Annotated in this window: 21 protein-coding genes, 1 tRNA gene and 1 pseudogene; 21 read left to right on the forward strand and 2 right to left on the reverse strand. The window is 37.5% G+C overall.

From position 1 onward, the window contains the following. Window positions 1–210: 210 nt before the first annotated feature. The 3 genes from JCM1039_RS11495 (at window position 211) to JCM1039_RS11500 (ending at window position 810) form a co-directional block, all read left to right on the forward strand. Entirely contained in the window at window positions 211–429 is a 219-nt protein-coding gene (locus JCM1039_RS11495) for an AbrB/MazE/SpoVT family DNA-binding domain-containing protein (protein WP_034533190.1), read from the forward strand. Between the two features lie 66 nt (window positions 430–495). Next, window positions 496–558, forward strand: a complete 63-nt coding sequence (locus JCM1039_RS13025; protein ID WP_507743427.1) for a hypothetical protein — start codon at window positions 496–498, stop codon at window positions 556–558. A 15-nt stretch (window positions 559–573) separates the two neighbouring features. Next, window positions 574–810: a type II toxin-antitoxin system PemK/MazF family toxin gene (locus tag JCM1039_RS11500; protein WP_236692577.1), complete on the forward strand. Its 237-nt coding sequence runs from the start codon at window positions 574–576 to the stop codon at window positions 808–810. A gap of 88 nt (window positions 811–898) precedes the next feature. Here the strand turns inward: JCM1039_RS11500 and JCM1039_RS09285 are convergent. Then, a tRNA-Ser gene (locus JCM1039_RS09285) sits at window positions 899–987 on the reverse strand. Window positions 988–1,156: 169 nt separating this feature from the next. Between JCM1039_RS09285 and JCM1039_RS11505 the strand changes: the two are divergent. From JCM1039_RS11505 to JCM1039_RS09305, 4 genes and pseudogenes are all read left to right on the forward strand, one after another. Beyond that, window positions 1,157–2,544 (forward strand): annotated as a pseudogene (locus tag JCM1039_RS11505) (amino acid permease). A gap of 128 nt (window positions 2,545–2,672) precedes the next feature. Next, window positions 2,673–3,629, forward strand: coding sequence for a thymidylate synthase (locus tag JCM1039_RS09295; protein WP_025015544.1), 957 nt, complete (start codon window positions 2,673–2,675; stop codon window positions 3,627–3,629). Window positions 3,630–3,638: 9 nt separating this feature from the next. Next, on the forward strand, window positions 3,639–4,145 hold the full coding sequence (locus tag JCM1039_RS09300) for a dihydrofolate reductase (protein ID WP_025015545.1): 507 nt from the start codon (window positions 3,639–3,641) through the stop codon (window positions 4,143–4,145). Between the two features lie 81 nt (window positions 4,146–4,226). After that, entirely contained in the window at window positions 4,227–6,644 is a 2,418-nt protein-coding gene (locus JCM1039_RS09305) for a cation-translocating P-type ATPase (protein ID WP_025015546.1), read from the forward strand. Window positions 6,645–6,689: 45 nt separating this feature from the next. Here JCM1039_RS09305 and JCM1039_RS09310 read toward each other — a convergent pair whose 3' ends face one another. After that, window positions 6,690–7,622 carry a DNA/RNA non-specific endonuclease gene (locus JCM1039_RS09310; protein WP_025015547.1) on the reverse strand — a complete coding sequence of 311 codons (933 nt, stop codon included), beginning with the start codon at window positions 7,620–7,622 and terminating at the stop codon, window positions 6,690–6,692. Between the two features lie 422 nt (window positions 7,623–8,044). Here JCM1039_RS09310 and JCM1039_RS09315 point away from each other — a divergent pair, with 422 nt between their 5' ends. From JCM1039_RS09315 to JCM1039_RS09380, 14 genes are all read left to right on the forward strand, one after another. Next, window positions 8,045–8,899 (forward strand): MetQ/NlpA family ABC transporter substrate-binding protein, encoded by an 855-nt coding sequence (locus JCM1039_RS09315; protein WP_025015548.1) that lies wholly within the window; start codon window positions 8,045–8,047, stop codon window positions 8,897–8,899. A gap of 11 nt (window positions 8,900–8,910) precedes the next feature. Further along, window positions 8,911–9,972 (forward strand): methionine ABC transporter ATP-binding protein, encoded by a 1,062-nt coding sequence (locus JCM1039_RS09320; protein WP_025015549.1) that lies wholly within the window; start codon window positions 8,911–8,913, stop codon window positions 9,970–9,972. Then, a complete protein-coding gene (locus JCM1039_RS09325; protein ID WP_025015550.1) occupies window positions 9,965–10,666 on the forward strand; it encodes a methionine ABC transporter permease in 702 nt (233 codons plus the stop codon). The genes JCM1039_RS09320 and JCM1039_RS09325 overlap by 8 nt, the downstream gene beginning before the upstream one ends. 134 nt (window positions 10,667–10,800) lie before the next feature. Next, entirely contained in the window at window positions 10,801–12,204 is a 1,404-nt protein-coding gene (locus JCM1039_RS09330) for a class II fumarate hydratase (RefSeq protein ID WP_025015551.1), read from the forward strand. A 12-nt stretch (window positions 12,205–12,216) separates the two neighbouring features. Next, complete coding sequence (locus JCM1039_RS09335) at window positions 12,217–13,593, forward strand: flavocytochrome c (RefSeq protein WP_025015552.1); 1,377 nt, start codon at window positions 12,217–12,219, stop codon at window positions 13,591–13,593. 165 nt (window positions 13,594–13,758) lie between these two features. Further along, window positions 13,759–14,685 (forward strand): L-lactate dehydrogenase, encoded by a 927-nt coding sequence (locus tag JCM1039_RS09340; RefSeq protein ID WP_025015553.1) that lies wholly within the window; start codon window positions 13,759–13,761, stop codon window positions 14,683–14,685. A 136-nt stretch (window positions 14,686–14,821) separates the two neighbouring features. Then, a complete protein-coding gene (locus JCM1039_RS09345; protein ID WP_025015554.1) occupies window positions 14,822–16,138 on the forward strand; it encodes a C1 family peptidase in 1,317 nt (438 codons plus the stop codon). 221 nt (window positions 16,139–16,359) lie between these two features. Then, window positions 16,360–17,826 carry a DASS family sodium-coupled anion symporter gene (locus tag JCM1039_RS09350; protein ID WP_025015555.1) on the forward strand — a complete coding sequence of 489 codons (1,467 nt, stop codon included), beginning with the start codon at window positions 16,360–16,362 and terminating at the stop codon, window positions 17,824–17,826. Window positions 17,827–17,884: 58 nt separating this feature from the next. Beyond that, entirely contained in the window at window positions 17,885–18,676 is a 792-nt protein-coding gene (locus JCM1039_RS09355) for an alpha/beta fold hydrolase (protein ID WP_025015556.1), read from the forward strand. Window positions 18,677–18,765: 89 nt separating this feature from the next. Continuing rightward, a complete protein-coding gene (citC, locus tag JCM1039_RS09360) occupies window positions 18,766–19,821 on the forward strand; it encodes a [citrate (pro-3S)-lyase] ligase (RefSeq protein WP_025015557.1) in 1,056 nt (351 codons plus the stop codon). Next, a complete protein-coding gene (gene citD / locus JCM1039_RS09365; RefSeq protein ID WP_025015558.1) occupies window positions 19,811–20,104 on the forward strand; it encodes a citrate lyase acyl carrier protein in 294 nt (97 codons plus the stop codon). Before citC ends, citD begins: the two co-directional genes overlap by 11 nt. Continuing rightward, window positions 20,104–21,018 carry a citrate (pro-3S)-lyase subunit beta gene (gene citE, locus JCM1039_RS09370; protein WP_025015559.1) on the forward strand — a complete coding sequence of 305 codons (915 nt, stop codon included), beginning with the start codon at window positions 20,104–20,106 and terminating at the stop codon, window positions 21,016–21,018. The genes citD and citE overlap by 1 nt, the downstream gene beginning before the upstream one ends. Beyond that, window positions 21,008–22,549: a citrate lyase subunit alpha gene (gene citF, locus JCM1039_RS09375; protein ID WP_025015560.1), complete on the forward strand. Its 1,542-nt coding sequence runs from the start codon at window positions 21,008–21,010 to the stop codon at window positions 22,547–22,549. The genes citE and citF overlap by 11 nt, the downstream gene beginning before the upstream one ends. Window positions 22,550–23,096: 547 nt before the next feature. Beyond that, on the forward strand, window positions 23,097–24,467 hold a 1,371-nt coding region (locus JCM1039_RS09380), incomplete at its 3' end, for a collagen-binding domain-containing protein (RefSeq protein ID WP_025015561.1).

Genomic DNA, 24,467 nt, shown 5'->3' on the forward strand with positions numbered 1-24,467 from the left:
AGATGAAAATGCGGTTTTAAATCTTTTAGCTTTGGCAAAATAAAGAAAATAAACAGGGCTGGCTAGGTCCTTAAGCTGTAAGAGCTAGTCAATGTGATTACTCCCAAGTGGAATATCAGAATACTAGTGAAGACGACAGTAAATGAAACAAAGAAAGGAAAAATATATCTTTCTGATATGTGGGAAATTCGTATTCTTCTACATATTTCTATGTTTTATATAGCAGTTAGTGAGTTACCAACAAAATTTGAAATCATTGTTAATGAGCAAAATGAGATTATTTTAAAGAAACAAAAAGAACCTAAAGATTTGAAGGAGCTTTTTAAAGGCTTCGATTATAAAAAATATTGGGCTGATTGGAAAAAACAAAATTCAGATAAATCAAAAGAAGAAGACTGGGGAGAACCAGTCGGACGAGAAGTATTTTAACTTTGCTTTAAGGCACCTAGAAGGAGGTCAGGTGCTTGCAAGATTATAAGAAGGCCTTAAATCATGATGAATTTTAACCCTACAAAAGGCCATGAGCAAAGTGGATATCGTCCGGCTCTAATCGTTTAAAATGACGATTTTAACATGATGTGTGGTGGAATGATTAAAGTGGTTGCTATTACCAGTAATGAAAAAGATTTTCCGCTACATATTGAATTGCCAGATGATTTACCTATTCATGGCAAAGTAGAGTTAGATCATGAACGTACTATTGATTCAAGTTCACCGGCAGGAGCTTGTGAATATAGATGTACGGTCCCAGCTGAATTTTTGAATGATATTCTTCAAAAGATCAGCTTAGCCTATAAAAAAAGTCGTTAGTAGTGGCAACTAACGACATCGACAAAGTCTATATATCTGATCTGAACAGGTTCAGTGTATAGGCTTTTAGTTTTTTTGTCAAAAATTAAGGAGTGTACAGGATTTGAACCTGCGCGCCAAGGAATACTTGGTTCGCCGGATTTCGAGTCCGGTGCATTACCACTCTGCCAACACTCCATAACTTTAATTATTATAACCTATTATCTTAAATAGTCAAAAACAGGGTGCAGAAATAATTACAACTAAACTTACTTTTCTACATTTATCCTTGACAAATAACCAGTAATAAAATTAAAGTTATCTAAGAATATGTTTAAGGATAGAATTGATTTTTTGGAGTTGAGTTATGAGTAAAAAGAATAGCGCACCTCAGTTGCGCCGTACAATGACTGCTGGTCAGATGGAAATGATTTCCCTCGGTGGTGCAATCGGTGTCGGCTTGTTTATGGGGTCTACGTCAACTATTAAATGGACTGGTCCTTCAGTACTACTGGCATACATGTTTGTTGGCTTGATTTTGTATATTGTTATGCGAGCACTCGGGGAAATGCTTTATATCAATCCAGGAACCGGTTCATTTGCGGACTATGCAACAGAATATGTCCACCCAATTGCTGGATATTTAGCTGAATGGGCCAATGTTTTTGAATATATCGTTGTTGGTATGTCAGAAGTTGTGGCTGCAACGGAATATTTGAAATACTGGTGGCCGAATATTAGTGCTTTGTGGTCAGGTATCATCATTATTGCATTTCTGCTTTTAGCAAACTTGGCTAGTGCCAGGGCTTATGCTTCGCTAGAATTTTGGTTTGCCATGATCAAAGTAATTACTATTATTTTGATGATTATTCTAGGCTTTATCGTCATTTTCTTTGGTGTCGGTAATGGCGGTAAGCCAACTGGCTTCAGCAATTTATGGGCTCATGGTGGTTTCTTTACTGGCGGTGTTAAAGGGTTCTTCTTCTCAATGTCAATTATCGTTGGTTCATATGAAGGAATTGAACTTTTAGGTATTTCTGCTGGGGAAGTTGCTCATCCGCAAGAAGCTATCGTTAAAAGCGTTAAGTCAGTTTTACTTAGAATCTTGATTTTCTATGTAGGTGCGATCTTTGTTATTGTAACTATTTATCCATGGAATAAATTGAGTAGCTTGGCTCGCCATTTGTAACTACTTTTGCCAAAGTAGGAATTACCGCAGCTGCTTCAATTATTAACTTTGTTGTTTTAACTGCAGCTTTGTCTGGTGCCAACTCAGGAATTTATTCATCAAGTAGAATGCTGTTTAAACTTTCTCATAATGGTGAAGCACCTAGTCCTTTCAAGCATATTTCTAAGAGAATTGTGCCTGACCGTGCGATTATGGGTATTTCTGGCGGTATCTTTATCGGTTTTGTTTTAAATGTGATTGCGTCACAGTTTAATCATTCTGCTTCAGACCTGTTTGTTATCGTGTTCAGTTCATCTGTTTTGCCGGGAATGATTCCATGGTTTGTAATTCTTTTAGCAGAACTTAGATTTAGAAGAAATAATAAGGATAAGATGACCACCCACCCATTTAAATTGCCGCTTTATCCATTCTCAAACTACTTTGCTTTTGCGATGCTACTCGTAATTGTGCTCTTTATGTTTATCAATCCTGATACGAGAATTTCAGTCATTGTTGGTGCATTGGTTTTAGTAGTGGCAACAGTTGTTTACTTGATCAGACATAAGGGTGAATTTAAGAAAAATTAGTAGGAAAGATGATTAATTTCATCTTTTTTATTTTTGCTTAAAATACTAAATATTGTAGTTTGCATTATAAAATACACCAGATCTATGGTATCTTAAACAAGATGAAATACTTGAAAGGTGTGTAAAAAATGGCAATTCTTGAACAACCATATTTGGATCTTTTGCAAAAAATTATGACTGAAGGCCATGATAAAAGTGATCGTACTGGTACAGGTACCAGAAGTTATTTTGGTGCGCAAATGCGGTTTGATTTGTCCAAAGGTTTTCCATTATTAACGACTAAAAAAGTTCCATTTGGTTTAATTAAAAGCGAACTTCTTTGGTTCTTGCGTGGCGATACTAACATTCGCTTTTTGCTAGAACATAATAATCATATCTGGGACGAATGGGCTTTTAAAAATTGGGTAACCAGTGATGAATATCAAGGCCCAGATATGACCGATTTTGGTTTGCGTAGTCAAAGTGATCCGGAATTTAATAAGGTCTACCAAGCAGAGATGAAAAAATTTGATCAAAGACTTCTCAATGATGAAGACTTTGCTAAAAAGTATGGCAATTTAGGCGATGTATACGGTGCACAATGGCGTCATTGGCAAAAGCGCGATGGTGGTTTTATCGATCAGATTGCTAATGTAATCAAGCAAATTAAAGAAACGCCTGATTCACGTAGAATGATTGTTACTGCATGGAATCCTGAAGATGTGCCAACAAGTGCACTTCCTCCATGTCATGCAATGTTCCAATTTTATGTGGTTGATGGAAAGATTAGTGTTCAACTTTATCAAAGAAGTGGAGATATGTTCTTGGGCGTACCATTTAACATCGCTTCATATGCACTTTTGCTTAATATGATTGCGCGTGAAACTGGATTTGAAGTGGGTGAATTTATTCATACTCTGGGGGATGCACACATTTACCGCAACCACTTTAACCAAGTAAAAGAATTGTTGTCACGGACGCCTTATGATTCACCAAAGCTCTGGCTAAATCCTGAGAAAAAGCATATTGAAGACTTTGAGATGAAAGATATTAAGGTAGTAGATTATAAGCACCACGGTACGATTAAGGCCCCAGTTGCAGTTTAGGTGATAAAAGTGATCGAATATGTATGGGCAGAAGATGAAAAAAGGCAAATTGGCGTAGATGGGCACTTGCCTTGGCATTTACCAGCTGACTTAAAGCATTTTAAAGAAAAGACAATGGATCATCCAATTTTAATGGGTAGGAAAACTTTTGCTAGCTTACCCAAGTTATTGCCAGGACGAAAGCACATTGTTTTGACCCACAATGAAGAATTGAAAAGTAAATGGAAAGATAATAACCAGGTAGAGATTTTGACATCAATCGATGAAATGAATGAATATCTTTCCAATCATCAAAGTGAAAAGATATGTGCGATTGGTGGCGTATCAATTTTTAAAGCCTTGCTTGATCAGGTTGATATCCTTGAAAAAACTGAAATTGAGGGCATCTTTAAAGCAGATACAGTTATGCCAGAGATTGATTACTCACAGTTTGATTTAGTGCATCAAGAGCATCACGATGCCGATAGCAAGAATAAATATCCCTATACTTTTTTGACTTATATAAGAAAACACTAAAATAAGCTCGCAGATTTGCGAGCCTTTTTTATTCTTGGTTATAATGGAATATATTAACTATTTATTTACCGGGTAATAAAAATGAGTGAAGAAAAAACAAATTTAGAAACAGGCTTAACTAGTAGCCAGGTTGAACAGCGGATTCAAGCTGGTGAAATCAATAAAGCCGTTGATGATCAATTTAAAACAAATAAACAAATCATCCGAGAAAACTTGTTTACTTACTTTAACTTGATTTTCTTGGTACTCTCAATTTTGCTAGTCTTAGTTGGCGCATATAAGGATTTGACCTTCTTGCCAGTTATTGTGTTAAACACGGTAATTGGTATTGTTCAGGAAATCCGTGCTAAAAAGATCTTAAGCAAATTGAACGTCATGAATGCAACAGAGATCGTGGCATTACGTGATGGTAAAGAAGAAAAAGTCCCAATTGAGAAACTAGTTAAAGGAGATCTGATTTTACTTAAAACAGGGGATCAGATTCCTGCCGACGGCCAAGTTGTCAAAGGCAACATCAGAGTTAATGAATCTCTTTTAACCGGTGAATCTGATGAAATTACTAAAGATGTTGGCGATCAGCTAATGTCTGGCTCCTTTGTAGTTTCGGGCTCTGCTTATATGCAACTAGAAAAAGTGGGTAAGGAAAGCTACATTTCTAAGCTGACGATTAAAGCTAAAGCCATGGGCAGCAGTGAACAGTCAGAAATGGTTCGCTCAATTAACAAATTGATTAAATGGGTCGGCATTATCATTATTCCCCTGGGAATAGCACTGTTCTCGATGAGCTTCTTTGTCAACCACATGCCTTTATACCGTAGTATCGTTTCCATGGAAGCTGCGATTATCGGTATGATTCCAGAAGGCTTGTACCTTTTGACGACTATTGCATTAGCACTTTCTGCAGTTCGTTTAGCACGGAAGCAGGTAATGCTCCACGATATGAAGAGTGTTGAAACTTTAGCTCGAGTTAATGTACTTTGTGTTGATAAAACAGGTACGATTACCGAGCCAAAGATGAGCGTAGAAAAAGCAGTTGCTTCTAAAGACTTTAAAGGAAACAACTTAGACCAACTCATAGGTGATTTTGCTGTTAGCATGCCGGCAGATAATGCGACAATGAAGGCTGTTCACGAGCATTTCACTGAAAATACTGGTAAAACAGCCAGCGGTATTCTGCCATTTACTTCAGTTAATAAATATAGCGGCGTAATTTTTGACAATCATACACTTTTAATTGGCGCACCAGAAATGGTTTTGCGTGACCAGTTCGATCAGTATAAGGATGAATTTGAACAATATGCCGCAACTGGTTATCGCGTTTTAATCGTAGCCAATTATCCAGGTGTTTTAACTGAAGACGATTCTAAATTATCTAAACCAGTTGAAGTTAACGGCTATATTCTCTTGTCTAACCCAATAAGAAAAGAAGCTAAAGCAACCTTTGAATACTTTGCTAAACAGGGTGTAGAAATTAAGGTTATCTCAGGTGATAACCCTGTAACTGTCTCAAGAGTTGCTAAGCAAGCTGGTATTAAAAATTCTGATAAATATATTGATGCACAGGAAATACCTGATGATGGTTATGAAGATGCAGTGAAGAACTACAGTGTCTTTGGTCGAGTTAAGCCAGAACAAAAGCGTAAGTTTGTTAAAGCTTTGCAAAACTTAGGCAATACCGTTGCTATGACTGGTGATGGTGTTAACGATATTTTGGCAATGAAGAAAGCAGACTGTTCAATTGCGATGGCATCCGGTAACAGTGCGGCTGTTCAAGCCTCTCAAGTAGTATTGCTTGATTCAAATTTTGCTAGAATGCCTAAGGTGGTAAATGAAGGTCGACGCGTAGTTAATAACATTCAGCGTTCAGCCAGTTTGTTCTTGGTAAAGAATATCTTCTCATTTTTGATGGCTATCTTCTCACTCGTAATGGTTATTGATTATCCATTACAGCCATCACAGATTACCTTGATTTCTGCCTTCACCATTGGCTTGCCATCATTCTTGTTGGCTCTAGAAAGTAATCACAATAGAATTCGCGGACAATTTATTCCTAATATTTTGGCAAGAGCAATCCCTGGTGGGGTAACCGATATGCTGGCGGTAAGTATTTTGGTGGTTGCAGGCGGCTATATATCGCTTGATCATAATGATGTAGGTACAACGGCAACACTTTTATTGGTGACAGTGGGAATGATGGTACTTTACCACATTTCAGCTCCATTAAATAAATTCCGTTTATGCGTAATGATTGGATCATTCGCCGGGTTAGTTTTAGCGATTATCTTCTTACACAATCTGTTCTCACTGACCATGATTTCTGATAAGGCAATGTTCATTCTATTTGTCTTGTTCTGTGCGGCAACTACAATTTTCCGCTGGTTATCAAGAATTTTGGATGGTGTGCAAGAAGTATTGGTTGTCTTTGATCAAAAGGGCAAGAATATGACTTTTGCGGAACTGCATGAAGCTTATCAACGCGGGCGCAAGAGCGTTCAATAAAAAAATAAGAGCTATCTGTTTAAAAAAGCAGATAACTCTTTTTCATTATCTTAATGATTTACGATAACCAGCACGTCTAGCAGCAGCTTCTGAAGGAAAGTAAACTGCATTGGCTGAACTCATATGATAGTTTTCACCACTGGCAACATGATAAATCTTGCTGCGTTTGTTACCAATTATACGGTAATTTGCAGTAGAAATCTTGTGTTTAATGTTATGAATGGTTCTTGCTTTAGTCACATGATGGCCTCTAGCTTTTACATGTTCAGCAATCGTACTTGAATCATGTTTAACGCGACTAGTACCATCTCTGTAGTTTAAGATTACGCCAGGTTGCTCATTGAAAATATAAACATTGAAATCAACAGCATTGCTGCCGATTGATTTAGCTTCCATTTCAACACCGTTTGCTAACAAGTCATTACCTTTGAAAATTGGTGTAACTCTGTATCGAATATAGTTACTTGATGAATCCTTCAAATAATCGGCAACTTCGTTTTCATACTTGAGCATGTCTGGATCGTTTAATTCACGTGTACCAGTAATTAGGTTGCGTGGATTATTATTTTGACCAGTTAATTGGTAACCGATTAAGTGGCACCGGTTGTAAAGCCAACCACTAGCAATGCGCTTATTGTGCCAGCCAGTTGGATCCCAAGTTAAAGCAGTACGTTGACTATGTGGCATCAATCTCTTATTCAAAAGGGCATTAGCAGCATGAGCTCTGTTTAGGTAATCCAAGTTGCTGTATTTTTGCCATGGACCATTTTTCTTAGATAACGTACTCTTAGAAAAGCGTGGCTCATTGTGGTCAACTGTAACAATTTCTTGTTTATGGAACTTCAGATTAGCCAGCGACTTATCTGAAACAGCGTAAACGGTTTGGTTATTGCGTGAGACATTAGTATAGGCAAAGGAAATTAATTCGACTGCTGCAACTAATGAGAGAGCAAAACTACGAAAATGATTTTTCTTCATTTCTTTCTCCTTAGCAATTATTAAATTATAAGATATAACCACATTATAAAATAAAACCGATTATTCAGAAAAATAATTAAAAAATATGTTGACTAGATTAAAAAATGATGATAACTTGTGTTATAACAAATTATGAATCAAACATCTTGAAGGGCTGAGTAACTAGCATCTTGTTTATAAAGAGAGCCAACATTGTGGTGAAAGTTGGCAAATAAGACTTAGCGAATATGGGCTTGGAACGATGACTGGTAGTGACATTTAGCTATCAGCGGATTTGCACCCGTTAACAATGCAGGCTATTAATTTGATAGCTAATGAGATTTGTCGCGTGAGTGATAAATGAATTAAAGGTGGTAACACGAGCATTCGTCCTTTTCAGGATGGATGCTTTTTTTATTTTCATTAACTAGGAGTTGAGTTTCATGCGTAAGCGTAGACGGAGAAATACAATTATTTGGACGATTATTGGGGTATTGATTGTTGTTGCAGGTTGGTTCAGTTTTGGACCAGGAATTCCAAGCAAGACGCAATCTAAGACGGTAACTGTTGGGGTTGTTTCTCAAAGTAAACAAGATGCGGCTATTTGGAAGAGTGTAGCCCAAACAGCCAAAGACGATTATGGCATTACGATTAAAATAAAGAACTTTACCGATTATAACCAACCAAACAAAGCTTTAAAATCTGGCGACGTTGATTTAAACGCCTTTCAACACTACGCCTTCCTTAAAGCATGGAATAAGTCAAATGGTGGTGGCGTAGTTTCAATCGGTAGAACTTATATCGCACCAATTCGTTTGTACTCTAAGAAATACAAGAAGTTGTCTCAATTGCCAAATGGTGCAACTATTGCTATTCCAAACGATGCCACTAATGAATCTAGAGCATTGTTCGTTCTTAAAAACGCTGGTTTGATCGATTTGAGAAAAGGAAAGACACTTGTCACTGTTGCTGATATTACCAAGAATCCACGTAACTTCAAGATTAAAGAAGTTGGTGCTGAACAAACCGGTCGAGTAATTAACTCAGTTGATGCATCAGTAGTTAACAACGATTACGCTAGTCCAGCAGGCTTGGGTGATAAACAAACTATTTACATTGAACCGGTTAACAAAGATTCTAAGCAATGGATTAACGTTATCTGTGCTAAAAAGGGACAAGAAAACAACCAGATTTATAAAGATGTAGTTAAGGCATACCAAACTGAAAAGACTAAGAAGTTGATTAAGCACTACTACGGTAATTCACAAATTGCTGCTTGGGATATCAAGATTAAGTAGGAGGAGTCAGAATGAGTATTATCCAATTAGATCATATTGATGTAGATTTTTCACCAAAAAAGGGCAAAGTTGTTAAAGCAGTTAACGATGTAACTTTGCACGTTGAAAAAGGCGATATTTATGGAGTTGTCGGTTTTTCCGGTGCTGGCAAGTCAACCTTAGTTAGAACGATTAACCTCCTGCAGCATCCCAGCAAGGGAGATATCAAGGTAAACGATATAGACTTTGTTAAAGATGGTAAGCAAGTAATTTCTAACAAGCAATTACAATTAGAACGTCGAAAAATCGGCATGATTTTCCAAGGTTTCAACCTATTAAATGAAACCACGGTTTTGGAAAATGTTGCTTTTGCATTAAAGCATGCAAAACTTTCCGATGAAGAATTAGAAAAACGTTCATTAGAATTGCTTGATTTAGTTGATTTGAGAGATAAGGCTAACTTTTATCCAGTTGAATTATCAGGTGGTCAGCAACAAAGAGTAGCTATTGCTCGTGCTTTAGCTAACCACCCTGATATCTTGATCTCTGATGAAGCTACTAGTGCACTTGATCCACAAAATACACAACAAATTTTGGATCTATTGAAGCGACTCAATAAGCAATTAGGTTTGACTGTGGTTTTAATCACCCACGAAATGGATGCCGTTAAGAAGATCTGTAATAAGGTTGCTGTAATGGAACACGGTAAGATGATTGAAAAAGGCAATTTGCGTCAAGTCTTCTTGCATCCTAAGAAGGAATTGACTAAACGCTTTGTTGGAGGTGGCCTTGAAGCAATTCAAACTTTAGAGGCCTTGAACCTTGGCAAGCTAGAAGCAAATGAAGAGGTATATCAACTGGTTTACAGCATTGCCAATGTTACTAAGTCCATCATTATTGAACTTTACCGTCAGATTGGAGTAGAAGTTTCAATGCTTTACGGCAACGTGGAACTGCTGAATGGCGAAGCAATCGGTACTTTGGTTGTTTTAGTAAAAGGGGATGCCGAAAAGCAGAAGCAAGCTAGAGAATTCTTAGAGAAGCAAAACGTTACTTTGACTAGATTGGATGAAAAGGGGAATTTAGATGATTAGTTGGTTTGAAAAAGTTTGTCCAAATGTCGTACAACTCGGCTGGGGCGGAGACGCCGGATGGGGAACTAGTATCTTCCAAACATTATTTATGACTTTTTGGGCCACAATCTTCGGTGGCATTCTCGGAATCATCTTTGGTGTCTTGCTTGTAGTCACTAAAGAAGATGGTATTCGTCCAAACAAGTTCTGGTATAACGTTTGCGATAAGATTGTTTCAATTTTTAGAGCTATCCCATTCGTAATCTTGCTTGCCTTTGTAGCACCAGTTACGCAAAAGATCGTTGGTACGCAAATCGGTATGAAGGCTGCCTTGGTTCCACTTACTTTAGGTGTCTTCCCATTCTACGCTCGTCAGGTACAAGTTGCTCTTGAAAGTGTCGACACTGGTAAAGTAGAAGCAGCACAAAGTTTAGGTGCAACTGTTTCAGACATTATCTTTGATGTTTACCTTCGTGAATCACGTTCAGAATTGATCCGTGTTTCAACCGTAACAATTATTTCATTGATCGGTTTGACTGCAATGGCTGGTGCCATCGGTGCCGGTGGTTTAGGTAACACAGCTATTTCATACGGTTACAACCGTTTCAACAATGACGTTACTTTAGTTGCCACTATCTTAGTCATCGTTTTGATTTTCATTGTTCAAATTGTCGGTGACTTCTTTGCTAAAAAGATGAATCATCAAAATAGGTAGAAATATTCAAATTAAAGATCTAGGCTGTCCTAGATCTTTTTTCTTTAATTGAAAAAGAAAGCCTTTACAGGTATCATAAAAGGTGATTTAAATCTAACAAAAACCTTATGCTTATGTAAGGAGGAAAAATAATAATGAGCGAAGAAAACTATCGTATTGAAAGTGACACCATTGGTCCTGTAAAAATTCCTAAGGATGCCTTGTGGGGTCCACAAACAGAAAGAAGTCGCAATAACTTCCCAAGTGGTGAATTAATGCCATTGCAAATCATCCGTGCATTTTTACATTTGAAGAAAGCTGCTGCCGAATCAAATGTGGAAGTTGGGGATGAACCAAAGGAAAAAGGTGAAGCAATTGAAGATGCAATTGATCATCTTTTAGCTTTGAATGATGAAGATTTAAGAAAAGCCTTCCCACTTCACGTTTTGCAAACCGGTTCAGGTACGCAAAGCAACATGAACGTAAACGAAGTTGTTGCTAACTTGGCTAACAAGTTGCACCCAGGTTTGGATATTTTGCCAAATGATGATGTTAACCGTGGTCAATCTTCAAACGATACTTTCCCAACAGCAATGAACATCGTTGCTGTTGAAGCACTTGATAAACTTGAACCAGCTATTCAACACTTAATTGATGAATTAGTAGTAAAAGAAAAGAAGTACTGGAAGACTGTTAAGGTTGGTCGTACCCACTTACAAGACGCAACTCCTTTGACTTTTGGCCAAGAAGTTTCAGGCTACATTTCAGCTTTAAAACATGACTTGTCATACATTCAAGAATTAAAGCCAACCCTTTATGAATTAGCTATTGGTGGTACTGCCGTAGGTACTGGTTTGAATGCAGCACCTGGTATGACCGAAAAGATTGCTGGAAAATTATCAGAAGTTTATGGTCATGAATTCAAAGTTAAGACCAACAAGTTCTGGGGCTTGGCTCACCACTCTGGCCTTAATGTCATGCATGGTGCACTTAAGACTTTAGCTGCTGACATGTTCAAGATTGCCCAAGATATTAGATTCTTGGCATCAGGTCCAAGAGCTGGTTACGGTGAATTAAACATTCCTGCTAACGAACCAGGTTCATCAATTATGCCAGGTAAGGTAAATCCAACCCAAGCTGAAGCTGTAACTATGGCTGCTGCTAAAGTATTTGGTAACGACACCACAATTACTTTTGCTTCAAGTCAAGGTAACTTTGAAATGAACGTCTTCAAGACTGTGATGATTGCATCATTCCTTGATTCTTGTGATATTTTAACTGGTACAATTACTGGTTTTGCTGATAGAATGATTCATGGCTTAACTGTTAATGAAGAAAGAATGGATGACCTTCTTGAAAATTCATTAATGACAGTTACCGCTTTATCACCACATATTGGTTACCATGCTGCTGCTAAGATTGCTCAAGCTGCACAAAGAGAAGGTACAACTTTGAAAGAAGCTGCATTAAAGAGTGGCAAGGTCACCGAAAAACAATACGATGAATGGATGGACTACATGAAGATGACTAATGTAGATAAGTCCACACCAGAAGAATAATAGGGGATACTTATGCCAAATAATAAAGAATTAAAGAATAAATATGATGCAATAATTGTTGGTTCAGGTGGTACTGGTTTAACAGCTGCACTTCAAGCTCGTGAACTTGGCTTGAACGTTGTTATTTTGGAAAAGAACGGTAAAACTGGTGGTAACACTAGCCGTGCTTCCAGTGGTATGAACGCATCTGAATCATTGGTCCAACTTGATGAAGGTATCATCGACAACAACCGTGACTTTTATGAAGAAACTTTAAAGGGTGGCGGTTTATTGAATGACCGTGCCATGCTTAAATACTTTGTTAACCACTCAGCACTTGCAATTAGCTGGTTAATGAAATACGGTGTTCGTTTGACTGATTTAACCATTACCGGGGGTATGAGCGTAAAGAGAGCTCACCGTCCAGGTTCAATGGAACCAGTTGGCTTTTATTTGACTTCACGTTTAACTAACCAAGTTAAACAAGCCAGTGTAGATATCTTTACTGGTGCTAAAGTAACTAAATTGTTGCAAGACAAGAATGGCAATGTTAACGGCGTAGAAGTTGAAACTGATAAAGGCGTTAAAACAATTAAGGCTAAGGCAATTTTGCTTGCTACTGGTGGCTTTGGCGCTTCTAAAGAAATCATCAAGAAGTATCGTCCAGATTTAGTTGACTACAAGACTACCAACCAATCAGGTGCTACTGGCGATGGGATTAAGCTTGCTAAAGAAATTGGTGCGCAATTGATGCAAATGAACTTTATTCAAGTTCACCCAACTGCAGATACTGATAACCCACACGTTTACTTAATCGGTGAAGGTTTACGTGGTGAAGGTGCTATTTTGGTTAACAAGGCCGGCAAGCGTTTTGTTAACGAATTAAACACTCGTAAAATTGTTTCAAGTGCGATTACTGGTTTAAACGAAGACGGTGCATACTTGGTCTTCGATTCAGGTGTTCGTGCTCATTTTGCAGCTGTAGAATTTTATGACCACATTGGCTTGGTTAAGAAGGGCAGCACTTTGGCTGACTTAGCTAAAGAAATTGATGTTGATCCAGAAAACTTAGCTTCCACAGTAGATGAGTGGAACAAGGCCGTTGAAAACCACAAGGATAAGGAATTTGACAGAACTACTGGTATGGATCGTGAAATTAATCGTGGACCTTACTACGCTATTCACATTCACCCAGCTATTCACTATACTATGGGCGGAATTCATATCAACACCGAAACTCAAGTATTGGATACCAACGGTAACGTAATTAAAGGTCTTTATGCAGCTGGTGAAGTTTCAGGTGGACTTCACGGCAACAACCGTATTGGTGGTAACTCAATCGCTGAAACAGTTATCTTTGGTCGTCAAGCTGGTATTCAAATGGCTAAGTATGCCAGAGAACATAAATAACTATTACACAAAAAAGAAGCAATTAATTTGCTTCTTTTTTGTTGGAAATGTTAAAATTGTGAAAATGTTAACGTAATTAATTAATAAACAGTGCCTAATGTAAGCGCTTAGTGTATAATGGAACATGTAAAAGAAATTACGTTTATGAAAGGACTAATATAACTTATGAGTAGAAAAGTATTTCTTGTTGGTGATGGTGCCGTAGGCTCAACTTTTGCAAATGACTTATTGCAAAACGCTACTGTTGATGAATTGGCAATTTGCGATGTAGCTAAAGATCGTCCCGTTGGTGACTCAATGGACCTTGAAGATATTACTCCATTTATGGGTCAAACTAACATTCACCCAGCTGAATACAGCGACGCTGGAGATGCTGATGTTTGTGTAATTACTGCTGGTGTTCCTCGTAAACCAGGTGAAACTAGACTTGATTTGGTAGCTAAGAACGTTAAGATCTTGAAGAGTATTGTAAAGCCAATCGTTGACTCAGGCTTCAAGGGTGTATTCGTTGTTTCAGCTAACCCAGTAGATATTTTGACTACCTTAACTCAAAAATTGTCAGGCTTCCCTAAGAACCGTGTAATTGGTACTGGTACTTCGCTTGATTCAATGCGTCTTCGCGTTGAACTTGCTAAGAAGCTTAATGTTCCAGTTGCTAAAGTTAACTCAATGGTTTTAGGTGAACACGGTGACACTAGTTTTGAAAACTTCGATGAATCAAGCGTTGATGGTAAGCCACTTCGTGACTACTCAGAAATCAACGATGATGTATTAAGCGGAATTGAAACTGATGTCCGCAAGAAGGGTGGCAAGATTATTGCCAACAAGGGTGCTACATTCTACGGTGTTGCTATGATGCTTACTCAAATTGTTAGTGCTATTTTGGACAACCGTTCAATTTGCTTGCCATTATCAGCACCAATCAACGGTGAATACGGCATTAAGCATGACCTTTACTTAGGTACTCCAGCTGTTATTAACGGTGATGGTATTGAAAAGGTTATTGAAACTAAGCTTTCAGATGCTGAAAATGCTAAGATGATTAACTCAGCTGACAAGATGCAAGAAGTATTATCAGGTATTGAACTTTAATTAGTCGATATTGATATAGATATACAACAAAGGCGTTCAGATTTACTGAACGCTTTTTTGCTTGCTAGTTAATGCAAAAGAATGTATTATTATGATTAAAGAATTAATAAAAAATTAGAGACTAACGAGGTAAAATATGACAGTTATTTCTGATCAAGAAATTGCAGATTTTTCTGCTGATTTCAATTCTAATAGCAAAAATCAAGTTGCTTCACGTGCTGCCCGTCGTAGCGGACTTCTTGAAGCATCATTTAATGATCGTGTTTCAGAACGTTTGAACCATGTATTTTCAACTGAACTTGATGTAGGTGGTGTAACCGACCAAAAGCATTCTGGCCGTTGCTGGGAATTTGCTACACTGAATGTTTTGCGTCATTATTTTGGTAAGAAAAACAAGGTAAAGGATTTTACTTTCTCACAAGCTTATAACTTTTTCTGGGACAAGATTGAACGTGCTAATGCTTTTTATAATGCGATGATTCGCTTGGCCGATAAGCCAATTAATGATCGTGAAGTTCAATCATGGTTAGGTTTTGCTGGTGAAGATGGCGGTCTTTGGAGCATGGCTATTAACTTGGTTAAAAAGTATGGTGTTGTACCTTCATATGCAATGCCTGAAAGTTTTAACTCAAATAACACTACAGGTTTAATTGATTCCTTGGCACGTAAGGAAAGAAAAGATGCTATTGCTTTACGTAAACTTGTAAATGAAGGTAGTTCCAAAGATGAACTTGAAAAAGCTAAGAAGCACTTTTTGAATGAAGTTTATCGCATGGTATCTGTTGCTTTGGGTGAACCACCAAAGAAATTCGACTTGGAATACCGCGATGACGATAAGAAGTACCATTTGGAAAGAGATTTAACTCCTCGTGAATTCGTACAAAAGTATTTCAAGGACTTTAAGTTTGATGATTATGTAGTTTTATCAAACTGCCCTAACCACGAATTTAATAAGCTTTACCACATGCCACTTTACGACAACGTTGATGGTGGCGATCAAATTAAGTTCTTGAACGTGCCAATTGAATACTTGGCTCAAGCTGCTGTAGCTCAACTTAAGTCTGGGGATGCCGTAATCTTTGGTAACGATGTCTTGAAGCAAATGGAAAGAAAGACCGGTTATCTTGATACCGAACTTTACCAAACTGACAAATTGTTTGGCGTTGATACTAAGATGAGCAAGGCTGATCGTTTAGCTACAGGCGAAGGCTTTGCAACTCACGATATGACTTTAGTTGGCGTTGACGAAGATCACGGTCATATCCGTAAGTGGAAGGTTGAAAACTCTTGGGGTGACAAGTATGGTCATAAGGGCTTTTATGAAATGAGTCAACCTTGGTTTGAAGATTACGTTTACGATGTCGTAGTTAGAAAAGAATTCTTAACTGATGAACAAGTTAAGTTGGCAGAAGGTCCAGCAATCGACTTAAAGCCATGGGACAACATTGGTTAATATACTTTAAAGCCTAGCCAAACTAGGCTTTTTTCTTTTGCTTATGTAAAAATAACGAATTATTTATGAACTATTTTCACAAATTGATATAATTTTACAAAATACCAAAAAATCGATATTTATTTGAAAAATGTTTAAAAATAAAATAAAAAGTATATAATACTATGTGAAAACATTCATTTTTAAAATTTAGTTTATATAGCTAAGCAGGGGAAGAAAAAATGAAACATTTAGAAAAAGTAAACTACAAAGGCTTTATTTGGCCTTTAGTAGTGGGAATTGTGTTGTGGCTAATCACTCCTTGGCGGCCTAGCGGATTAAATGCTCAAGCCTGGGAAATGTTTGCCGTATTCGTTGCGACTATTGTGGGATGTATCACAAAGCCGTTACCAATTGGTGGTACAACGCTTTTAGGTATGGTTGTTACCGTCTTAGTTGGACTTGCTCCAGTTAAAGATGTAGTTAACTCCAAAGGTGTCGTAGTTCAAACCGGTATTTTGAGTTCATTTGGTAACTCAGCTGCCTGGTTAATTGCGATGGCTTTCATTATGGCTCACGGTATCAGTAAGACAGGTTTAGGTAACCGTGTGGCATATCTTATGATTAAGAAATTTGGTAAAAAGTCAATCGGTATCGGTTATGCGATTACCGGTTTGGAATTAATTATGGGTGCTTTGATTCCATCAAACAGTGCTCGTACTGGTGGCGTTACTTGGCCAGTAGTTGAATCAATTTCTAAGAGTTATGATTCAAAGCCACACGATCCATCAAGAAAAAAGATCGGTGCTTATCTTGACTTTACTGCATTTCATGCCAACATTTTGTCAACCGCTTTATTCATTACTGGTGCGGCTCCAAACTTGGTTGCCCAACAAATGGCTGCACAAAAAGGCTATCAAATGAGTTGGGTTAGCTGGTTCTTTGCAGCTCTCGTACCTGTTCTGGTAGCTACTTTGATTATCCCAATCGTTATCTACAAGATGTTTCCACCTGAGGTTAAAGAAACACCTAATGCTAAAGATTGGGCTAATGATCAATTAAAGAAAATGGGTCCAATGTCTGAACCAGAAAAGATTATGGCTGCAGTCTTTTGCTTAGCTATTTTGCTCTGGGTTTTGTCAGGCTTCTTCCAAATCCCACAACTTGATTCAGCATTTGTAGCATTTTTGGCTGTAACAATTTTGCTGATCACTGGTGTTTTGAGTATGGAAGATGCCTTGCACGAAACTGGTGCTTGGAACATTTTGATTTGGCTTTCAATCTTGATCTTTATGGCCAGCAAGCTTATTTCTTACGGCTTTATTGGTTGGTTCGCTAAATTTATTCAAAATGAAGTTCACGGTGTTAGTTGGGGCTGGGTATTAGTAGTATTAGTTCTATTAATGTTCTACACTCACTACTTCTTTGCTAGTGGTACTGCACACATGACTGCTTTGTACTTGCCATTCTTAACTGTGGCAACAGCTATGGGTGCACCAATTGGTCTTTCAGCAATGCTTTTGGCTTTCACTGGCGCAATCAACGCATCAACTACTCACTATGCTAACGGTCCGGCTTCTATTTTGGCTACTACGGGCTATGTCAAACAAAGTGACTGGTGGAAGATGAACTTTGTTTTGGGTATCATTTACATCTTGATCTTTGGTATTGTTGGTACTTTATGGATGAAAGTTATTGGCGTTTGGTAAAAATAAAGGTAATCTGGGGGAACCAGGTTGCCTTTTTGTGTAATAGAAAGTAAGAAAAATGGAATTTAAAACAAATGATAATGTGACTTTACATTATAGCGATACTGGTGAAAAAGATAAGCCAACAATAGTAGGTATTCCTGGTATCGGTGGTTCTAGTCAAATGTGGTCCAAGTTGATCAAACTATTTAATGATCAATATCGTTTTATCATGCTTGATCCGAGAAATCAGGGGCAATCTGAACGGACATATCGCGGACAGCGCATTAGCCGTCATGCAGCAGACTTAGAAGAGTTGCTGGTTAAACTTGATCTGAATGATGTAATTGCAATCGGTAATTCAATGGGCGCGGCTAATATTTGGGCTTATTTGTCTATTTATGGCAAAGGCAGACTTAAGGCAATGATCGACTTGGATCAATCGCCAAAAATGATTGCCGATAAAAACTGGAAATATGGCTTTAAGGATTTAGACTGGGACAATTATCCTGAAATGTTAAAGTTTGATTTTGGCAAGGCTTTTTATCACCACATTGATGACGAAATGTTTAATTCAGCTAAAAGGGAATATCAAGATTTTCCTTATGATTCTGAAGAAAACTATAAGTGCTTAGTTGACCATGCAGAACAAGACTGGCGCGATATTATCATGGATACGCCAGTTCCAATGCTTGTTATTGCTGGAGCAAAATCACCATTCTTTAATCCTGAATTTACTAAGGCAGTTAAGTTCTTAAATGATCATGTAAAAACAGCGATTATCCCGGAATGCGGACATTTACCACAAGCCGAACAACCAGAAAAAACTTATGAAATAATTGCTGATTTTTTGAAAAATTTAAAAAACTAACTATTAAATTGAAATAATCAAAATTTGGGAGTACACTGAATTTGTGAAAATAATTACTTGTTATTAATGCTTAGTAAGGTGGCATGTTTATGGATAAAGTCGTTGATTTATTTTTAAACGACTCCTCAACTAGAAAAAAGTGGGAACAACTGCTAACTTCTCTAGGCTTGCATGATTTTAGCGAGCGAGAAGTTAATGTGATTGATCACACAATTGGGTTAGTTGACGAAGATGGTAATTTAGTGGGAACTGGTAGTGTTAGTGGCAACGTTTTGAAGTACATCGGCGTTAAAAATGACGATGCCGAGCAAGGGACTCGCTTCAACAAAGTAGTCACCAGTTTGATGAACTACTTAACGCAAGAAAAGATTTTCCACTCCTTTGTTTTTACTAAAGCAAAGTATGCAGAAAGTTTCGAACACTTGCACTTCAATCTTTTGGCTAAGACTGACCAGGCAGCATTTCTTGAAAATGGTACGCCTGATATCCAAGACTACTTGCATGATTTGCCAAGAGTTGAAGATCAAGCAAATAAAAAAATTGCTGCAATTGTGATGAATGCTAATCCATTTACTCTAGGTCACAAACATCTAGTAAAAATGGCTAGTGAAGAAAACGACTTGGTATATGTTTTCGTAGTTGCAAACGATGTCTCACTCTTTAACTTCGATGAACGGATGAAGTTAGTCAAAGAGGGTACCAAGGAATTTAGTAATGTCAAAGTTGTTTCTGGTAGTGACTACATGGTTTCACCAGCAACTTTCCCAGCTTATTTCTTGAAGACGCCTGATGATTTAATCGGTGTTCAAACTGCAGTTGATGCTAAGGTCTTTAAGGATCAAATTGCACCTGCCTTAAACATCACTCGGCGCTACATCGGCAAGGAGCCATTTTCAAAGACAACTCATTACTATAACATCAGCTTGGCTCATGAATTAGGCCCTGATATTGAAGTAATCGTTGTTAAACGCCTAGAAAAAGATGGCGAAGTTGTCACTGCAACTAAGGTTAGACAATTAATTAAAGTAGGCAATCTAAAAGAGATTAATAAATTTGTTCCGGAAGCTACTTATGAGTTTATCAAGCAGAACATGGACGAATTGCAAAGCAGAATTGAGAAAGGAATGAACATTAATGGAAATTAAAACTACTGCTGTAGCTGGAACACTTGAAAGTTCTGACATTCAAATCATGATTTCAAAGGGTTCTAACGGTATCGAAATTGATTTGGAATCAGAAGTTGAAAAAGCATATGGTGATCAAATCAGAAAAGTGATTACTGAAACTTTGGAAAAGTATGGTCTTAAGGATGCTAAGGTTAAGGCAACCGACAAAGGTGCGCTTGACTGTGTAATCAAGGCTCGTACTTTAGCAGCTGCTCAACGTGCAACTGAAACGCAAGACAAGCCAGATTTGGAGGTGCTCTAATGACTTACGTTAAGAATCGTTTGCGTAGAACTATGATGTTTGTACCAGGTAACAACCCAGCCATGATCAAGGATGCCGGTATTTATGGTGCAGACTCAATTATGTTGGACCTTGAAGACTCAGTATCTTTGACCGAAAAAGATGCTGCTAGAATGTTGGTTTACGAAGCAATTAAGACTGTTGACTTTGGTGGCAGTGAAATCGTAGTTAGAGTAAATGGTCAAGATACGCCATTTTACGATGAAGATGTTCGTGCCATGGTTAAGGCTGGTGTTGATGTAATTCGTTTGCCAAAGACTGAATCAGCAGCTATGATTCAAAAATTGGTTAAGGATATCGAACACTGGGAAGGCGAATATGGCATCGAAAAAGGTTCAATCGGTGTTATGGCCGCTATTGAAAGTGCTAAGGGTGTACTTAACGCACCAGAAATTGCTACTGCTACACCACTTATGATGGGCTTGGCTGTTTCAGGTGAAGACTATACTGCTGACATGCACACTCACCGTTATCCAGATGGTCGCGAGCTTGAATTTGCTCGTAACATGGTTTTGCAAGCAGCTCGTGCAGCTGATGTTTATGCCTTCGATACTGTCTTTTCAAACATGAAAGATACTGAAGGCTTCTACCGTGAAACTAACTACATTCATGAATTGGGTTACGACGGTAAGAGTTTGGTTAACCCACGTCAAATCGAAATGGTTAACAAAGTCTTCAACCCAACTAAGGAAGAAATTGAACAAGCTAAGAACGTACAAAATGCTATTCGTGAAGCTAAGGCTAAAGGTAGCGGCGTAATTTCACTTAACGGTAAAATGGTCGATAAGCCTGTTGTTGAAAAGGCAACTCGTGTCCTTGAAACTGCAAAGGCTTCTAACTTGATTGATGAAGAAGGTAACTACATTGGAGAATAAAGTTAAACGCGAATTACCAGACGATTTAATGAAAAAGATGGGTTTAAAGCCATTTGAAACTACTGAAATTGGTCACCCAGAAGTTCAACGTGTTGCACCAAAGGTAAGAGTTACTACTGGTCAAAACAAGGTTGTTGATTCACTTGATGACGTCATTAAGAATAACTTGAAAGATGGCATGACTATCTCATTCCACCACCACTTTAGAAATGGTGACTATGTCTTCAACATGGTAATGGACAAGATCATCAAGATGGGCTACAAGGATTTAGCTTTAGCTCCAAGTTCACTTACTGGTGTTATGAACGACAAGGTAATCGAAGCTATTAAGAAGGGCGTAATTACTAACATTACTTCTTCAGGTATGCGTGGCTCATTAGGTGACTTTGTTTCACACGGTGGTTTGAAGAACCCTGTAATCTTACGTTCACACGGTAACCGTGCTCGTTCAATCGAAGAGGGTGAAATTAAGATTGATGTTGCCTTCTTAGGTGTTCCTGTATCAGATCCTGCAGGTAACGCAAATGGTCAAGATGGGGATGCCGTATTTGGCTCACTTGGTTACGCTTTGATGGATGCTCAATACGCAAACAAGGTTGTTCTTTTGACTGACAACATTGTTGACTATCCAAATACTCCTGCTTCAATTAAGCAAGACCAAGTTGACTATGTAGTCAAGGTTGATAAAGTAGGTGATCCTGACAAGATCGGTTCAGGTGCTACTCGTTTCACTAAGGACCCTAAGGAATTAAAGATTGCTCAAATGGTTAACCAAGTAATCGTTAACTCACCATACTATAAGCAAGGCTTTAGCTTCCAAACTGGTTCAGGTGGTGCAGCACTAGCTGTAACTCGTTACTTGCGTCAAAGTATGATCAAGGATGGTATTACCGCTTCATTTGCTTTGGGTGGTATTACTAAGCCAACAACTGACCTTCTTGAAGAAGGATTAGTAAGCAAGGTTATGGACGTACAGGACTTCGATAAGGGTGCTGCTGCATCTATGGCCAACAACAAGAACCAACAAGAAATTGATGCTTCATGGTACGCTGATCCACATAACAAGGGTGCTGTTGTAAATAACCTTGACGTTTCAATATTGTCAGCTTTGCAAATCGATACGGACTTCAACGTTAACGTTATGACTGGTTCTGATGGTGTTATCCGTGGTGCCGTAGGTGGTCACCAAGACGCCGCTGCAGGTGCTAAGATGACTATTATTACCGCTCCACTTGTTCGTGGTAGAAATGCAACTGTTGTTCCTAGCGTTGAAACTATTGTTACACCAGGTTCATCAATCGATGTTTTGGTAACTGAACGTGGTATTGCCATTAATCCTTCCCGTAAGGACCTCGTAGAGGCCTTCAGTAAGGTTCCAGGTCTTAATATCTTAGATATCAAAGACTTGCAAAAGATGGCTGAGAAGCAAGTGGGTACACCTAAGCCACTCGAATACACAGACCGTACTGTAGCTTTAGTTGAATATCGTGATGGTACTATCATCGATGCGATTAAAGAAGTAAAAGATTAATAAGCAATAGATAATCGTAAAATAATCTAATAAAGACGGAAAGATGTTATTTCTTTCCGTCTTTTTGTCTATACAAAGATAGTAATAATTACAAGAAAATGATTGAAAGTGGCGTACTATAAGGATAAATGAATGCAAAAATAACGATATTTTTTTGAATAATTTAAAAGTATGGACCAATTTTTTAATTTATTTAAAAAACGCACAAAAATTAATTTAAAATTAATGCTGATATATATATCGTATAGAAAAGCCAAAAAATAGCCTTCAAAAGAACTGGCATTGCTGCATCTTAATAAAACATAAGTAATTTTATAGCATGTTAAGATAAAATAATAATTAGAGAACGTAAGTTATGTGCATATATGATCATTATTGAATTTGACTCCTTAAAAAACAGTAGTCTATTAATAATCAAAAATTATAAGAGAAAAAGAAATAAAGAATTAGTGACTTAAAATTGTATAACTAATCAAATGTATAGAAATTGACTAGCCTATGCATTTTTCGTTGCAGTTTTTTATATTGGGAGTTGTAAAGAAGAAAAATGACTGAGAAGACTAACTTGAAGACTTTAATGGCGGGAACTACTACTTTATTAATGGGATTGAATGTATTTGTAAGTCCTGTTCAGGCTGCAGCTGGTCAAAGTGGTGCTGCTTTAACTGAAGCAAAAACTACTGGTACAGCTGGTAAACCAGGTGATGATGAAACTAAGCTTGGTGCTAGTGCTCCCATAAGTGATAGTGGACAACAAGGTGATCAAAACAAGGGTGGTTCTCAATCACAACATCAAGTAACTTCTAACCCAGAAGCTGGAGATAACAATACTGATACTAAATCAGTTACTGAACAATCTAGTATTTATGAAGATAATACTAAAGTCAAAGATGGAAACGGCAACGAAACTACTATTGGTAAAGTAGCTAAGGAACAACATGAAAATAATGCCTTGGGTCTTGCTGGCATGTTTGGTGTATTTGCTAAACATACGACAATAAATGCAGATTTTAATAGCAATATTGCTACTGAAACCATGAATGATTATGGACATAGAACCGGTACGAGAGCTAGAGACAATAAAGATAGTCATAATTTAACTGAAGAAGATATCAATTATGTTGATAAAATTGAGCAGGTTAGCTCAGAGAATTTTGACAGTAGCAATAATGGGCAAGAAAGAAAAGAAATAGTAATTCTTGGTAATGATCATGATGTATCTGTCGATGGTAATAGAGTTAAGATTAATGGGACATATGTAGATCATTTAAAGAATGACAATTTAAGAAAAGAAAGCGATATTACTTCAAATAAAAAGTATATCAATATTGATGCTGAATTCGATGAACTTACTAAGAGAAGTAAGGAATTTAGTGACAACAAAGAAAATACTCATGGAGTTGTGGTCAACTTTACAAATGAAAACAATCGCTATATAGATGTTGCCAATGCTGAGGCAGATAAAAATAATGCTGTTTATGTTAATTTGGATGCAAATGATTTAAAAGCTGATCGTCCTATTGTAGTTAAAGGAATTACGAAAATTAGAAGTACAGATGGCGTTAAAGGAACTCCTGTAGTTATTATCAATATTAAAACAAACGGTATTAAACAACTAGATGTAGCTTCTACACTCGAAGTATATGACGCCAATGATCAAAAAATCAATAATGATGAATCACATAATTATTTAAATCAAGTACTATGGAATTTTGGTAATGACTTATCTAAGGTTAATATTGAACATACTGTTTCCGGAAGCATTTTAGCACCAAATGCTGTATTAGATGGCGGATCCAGTAATATTGATGGAAATATAGTAGCTAATACTGTATTAATTGGAGGCGAAAATCACCGCTGGGATTTGCATCATGGTGATTCTTTTGTAGAAATTTTGAATCCTAAGGGTGATGATGAT

The sequence above is a fragment of the Lactobacillus kitasatonis DSM 16761 = JCM 1039 genome (genome assembly GCF_000615285.1).
Lineage (GTDB): Bacteria > Bacillota > Bacilli > Lactobacillales > Lactobacillaceae > Lactobacillus > Lactobacillus kitasatonis.